We start from the raw sequence: 4,034 nt of genomic DNA on the forward strand, positions 1-4,034 counted from the left end.
AGGCGTTTGTTGCGATGCGGCGCCTTGAACCGGCGCCCTGCGACGAGGAACGACACAGTGCGACATTTGAGAAAGACCGGACGGGCGGCGGGCCCCGCTCTGTTGCTGGCTCTGGCTCTGGCGGCGAGCCCGGGTCTGACCGGCGGCGGCGCGGCGCGCGCCGGAGACGGCTTCAATCTCGGCGGCCTGTTCGGCGGCAAATCCGACGAAACCGCCTATACGGCCGAGATTTTCATCGTCTCGACCCGTAAGGGCGGCGTTCATTCGACCGAGCTGACGCCCGGCGCCAAGCCGCGCTTCTCGCTCGACTACATTTCCGTGCCGCCGGACCACAAGCCCGGGCAGATCGAGCGCCCTGGCTTTGGCGGGCCCGATCCCAATCATCATTTTGCTCTGGCCGATCACAGCCAGCTTGACGAGGACGAATTCCGCGAGCAGGTGGCGGCGCATCTCTCGGGGCGCATCGGCAATAATCGCGACGTGCTGGTCTATGTCCACGGCTTCAACACCTCGCTCGACGAGGCCCGCTTCCGGCTGGCGCAGATCGCCGTCGACACCAAATTCGGCGGCGTCCCGGTGCTGTTCACCTGGCCGTCCAAGGCGGCATTGCTGGCCTATGGCGCCGACAAGGAAAGCGCCACCGCCTCGCGTGACGCTTATCTCGGCCTGCTCAACGATCTGTCGGAAACGCCCGGCGTCGGCCGCATCCATATTCTGGCCCATTCCATGGGCACCTGGCTGACCATGGAGACCCTGCGCGAATCCGCCTTGTCCGGCTCGCCCGACCTGCACGGCAAGCTCGGCAATGTCATGCTGGCGGCGCCGGATATCGACGTGTCGGTGTTCAAGCAGCAGATCGCGCGGCTCGATCCGTCGCATTTCTCGGTCTATGTCTCCAAGGACGACCGCGCCTTGCAGGTCTCGGCCAGCCTTCAGGGCGACCGCCGCCTGGGCGCGCTTGATCCCTTTTCCGAGCGGGACCGCGACCTGATCGAGAAGCTCGGCGTCGGCGTCTATGACATTTCCGACCTGTCGACCAATCTGATCGGCCATGACAATTACGCCAATGCGCCGAAGGCGGTGAGCCAGATCGGCGCGCGCTTGACCAAGCCGCGCGCCGCCGAGGCCGAAACGCAATCGGTGATTGACGCCGGCGCGGACCGCACGCCGAAACCGGCGCCGGGCCAGATCGACAGCCAGGATCTTGCGCCGCCCGCGCCCGCGCCCCAGGCCGGGCAGTAATAGAATAGGCCTCTCCGCGTCATTGCGAGCCATAGGGCGTCGGAAGACGCCCTATGGCTCGCAATGACGGGCGGGTCTGTTTGTCGGTAGCCTCAAGCCTGCGCTGATGGCCGGCGATCACTTCGCCGCCCGCGCGGAATGCCACGCCTGCTCAGGCGCGCGCGGTTTGGGCGGCGTGGCTCTGCTGATAGAAATCGGCGAGTTCGAGCAGCGCGGCGCGGCAGTCGCCCATATAGGACGAGCCGTGCATGACCGCCAGACGCTTGGGCTCCAGCGCCGCGAGCTTGCGCAATGTGGGCGCAATGGCCGGCGTGAGGGCGCTGGCTTGAAACGCCTCCTCGGCGGCGATCGCCGCGGCGACGATGCTGTCGGTCGTCAGCGCCGGCCCGTTCCCGATCTGGGTGAAGAGATCCCCTGAAAACAGCGTGCCAGTGGTCTCCTCGTAAATGAGGCCCGACTCCCAGGCATGGGGCACGTGCGGCGTGTCGATATAGCGGATGCGCGGGCCGCCAAGATCGAGAACCTCGCCATCGGCGAGCGCGCGCGGCGGTCGGTCGGCCAGATCGTTCAGCGAGACCATGCAGGCTGTCTGGCCGTGAATAACCTGCGCGTTTGGGGCGGCGGCGAGCCACTGGTTCATGGCGCCGCATTCGTCGGCCTCGACATGGCCGAAAGCGATCCAGCGCAGCCGCGAGACGGGCATGATCGTCTCCATCGCCGCCGACACGGAAGCGAACATGGCGCGCGGGCCGCAGTGAAACAGCAGGGGCTCCGGCGCAGCGATCAGAAATTGATTGAAGGTGAAGCCTGCCGGCGCGGCGATCTCCGGCACAAAGGTCGAGAAACGGTAGATCCGGTCGCCGATCTCAGCGATTTCCGTTTTCATTTGGCTTTTTCCGAATGTTTTGAACGAAGGATCGCCAATCGAAGGTCGCGCGGTGAGGCTAGCACGGAAGTGCGTTCGGCGGCGAGGAAACCGGAAGCCTATGCCCGGGCCGGCCCGCGATCGGCATCCACGTCATTGCGAGCGCAGCGAAGCAATCCATGCGGCCTTCCAGCAGGCGGCGCGGTGGATTGCTTCGCTGCGCTCGCAATGACGGCGCGCGGCGGTGTTGGGCGCTCGAACCTGCGGCGGCGGCCGGCGATCATTTCACGCCGCCGGTGATCCCGCGCAAAATTTCCTTGGCGATGGCCGAGCCGACCTGACGGGCGGCGGAGGTCGCCGCCGAGCGGATCGCGGATTGCGCTACCGACGGGCGTTTGCCGCTTGACCGGAACAGGCCTTCCAGGCTTGAGCCGATCTGCGACAGGATGCCGCCGCCGCCTTGCGCGTCCTGGCCGACCGGCGCGCCCGAGGTGCGGTCTTGCGTCCGCTTCTGCAAGATTTCGAAGGCCGACTCCCGGTCCACCGCCTGATCATATTTGCCTTTGAACGGACTGGACTCCTGCACCTCGGCCAGTTCGGCGGCGGTGATCGGGCCGACGCGCGAGGCGGGCGGCGCGATTTTCACCCGCGTCACCATGGCCGGCGTGCCCGAGGCTTCCAGCGTCGAAACCAGCGCCTCGCCGACATTGAGCTTGGTGATGACGTCGGCCGTATTGAGGTTCGGATTCTGCCGGAACGTGTCGGCGGCGGTCTTCACCGCCTTCTGGTCGCGCGGGGTGAAGGCGCGCAAGGCGTGCTGCACGCGATTGCCAAGCTGGCCCAGCACGGTTTCCGGCACGTCGAGCGGGCTCTGGGTGACGAAATAGACGCCGATGCCCTTGCTTCGGATCAGCCGCACCACCTGTTCGATCGCGCGCAGCAGGTCCTTGGGCGCGTCGTCGAACAGGAAATGCGCCTCGTCGAAGAAGAACACCAGCTTGGGCTTGTCGGGATCGCCGACCTCGGGAAGCTTGGCGAAGAGTTCGGACAGCAGCCAGAACAGGAAGGTGGCGTAGAGATTGGGGCTACGGACCAGCTTTTCGGCTTTCAACACATGGATGAAGCCGCGCCCGTCGATATCGGGCTTGAGCAGGTCGAGAATGTCGAGCGCCGGCTCGCCGAAGAATTTGTCGGCGCCCTGGTTCTCCAGCACCAGCAATTGCCGCTGAATCGCGCCGACGGACGCCGCCGAGACATTGCCGTAACGCTGCTGCAGGTCGGAGGCGTTCTCCGAGACGAAGCCCAGCATCGCGCGCAGATCCTTGAGATCGAGCAAGGCGAGGCCCTGCTCGTCGGCGACCCGGAACACGATATTGAGCACGCCCACCTGCACATCATTGAGCTGCAGGATGCGGGAGAGCAGCAGCGGGCCCATTTCCGCGATGGTCGCGCGGACCGGATGGCCGTTTTCGCCGAAAACATCCCAGAACACGCAGCGGAACTGGTCCGGCTCATAGGGGACGCCGATTTCCGCCGCGCGGTCGACCATGGGCTTGAGGCTGTTGCCGGGCATCGAAATGCCGGACAGATCGCCCTTCACATCCGACGTGAACACGCAGGTCCCGGCGTTGCAAAAGCCCTCGGCCAGCTTTTGCAGGGTCACGGTCTTGCCGGTGCCGGTGGCGCCGGCGACCAGCCCGTGGCGGTTGCCATAGCGCAGCAGCAGATAGATGTAGTCTTCGGCCTTGCCGACCAGGATCTTGCCGGGAACATTCTGGGGATCGTCCGTCATGCCGCGATTCGCCTTGTCTTTCCTGCTGCAGCCTAGAGCAGCGTGCGAAAAAGTGGACGCCGGTTTTTCGCAAAAACGCTGCGAAAACAAAGAAGGCTAGAGTCGAGTGGCAGACAAAAGAAAAGAAAACAGCAC

The 4,034-nt window shown here is 65.2% G+C and carries 3 protein-coding genes; 1 reads left to right on the top strand and 2 read right to left on the bottom strand.

Annotation, left to right across the window (positions count from 1 at the left end; all coding sequences use genetic code 11):
- Positions 1-57: 57 nt before the first annotated feature.
- On the top strand, positions 58-1,242 hold the full coding sequence (locus ACE3S9_RS12600) for an alpha/beta hydrolase (RefSeq protein ID WP_374546814.1): 1,185 nt from the start codon (positions 58-60) through the stop codon (positions 1,240-1,242).
- Between the two features lie 151 nt (positions 1,243-1,393).
- Here ACE3S9_RS12600 and ACE3S9_RS12605 read toward each other — a convergent pair whose 3' ends face one another.
- Together ACE3S9_RS12605 and ACE3S9_RS12610 are read right to left on the bottom strand one after the other, a co-directional pair.
- A complete protein-coding gene (locus ACE3S9_RS12605; RefSeq protein WP_374546815.1) occupies positions 1,394-2,128 on the bottom strand; it encodes an MBL fold metallo-hydrolase in 735 nt (244 codons plus the stop codon).
- Between the two features lie 259 nt (positions 2,129-2,387).
- Positions 2,388-3,899 (bottom strand): helicase HerA-like domain-containing protein, encoded by a 1,512-nt coding sequence (locus ACE3S9_RS12610; RefSeq protein ID WP_374546816.1) that lies wholly within the window; start codon positions 3,897-3,899, stop codon positions 2,388-2,390.
- Between the last annotated feature and the right edge of the window lie 135 nt (positions 3,900-4,034).

Source organism: Rhodoblastus sp., from assembly GCF_041915505.1.
GTDB lineage: Bacteria > Pseudomonadota > Alphaproteobacteria > Rhizobiales > Beijerinckiaceae > Rhodoblastus.

Coding starts and splice junctions, on each gene's coding strand:
- ACE3S9_RS12610 (WP_374546816.1), bottom strand. CDS start 3,899: ATGACGGACGATCCCCAGAATGTTCCCGGCAAGATCCTGGTCGGCAAG.
- ACE3S9_RS12605 (WP_374546815.1), bottom strand. CDS start 2,128: ATGAAAACGGAAATCGCTGAGATCGGCGACCGGATCTACCGTTTCTCG.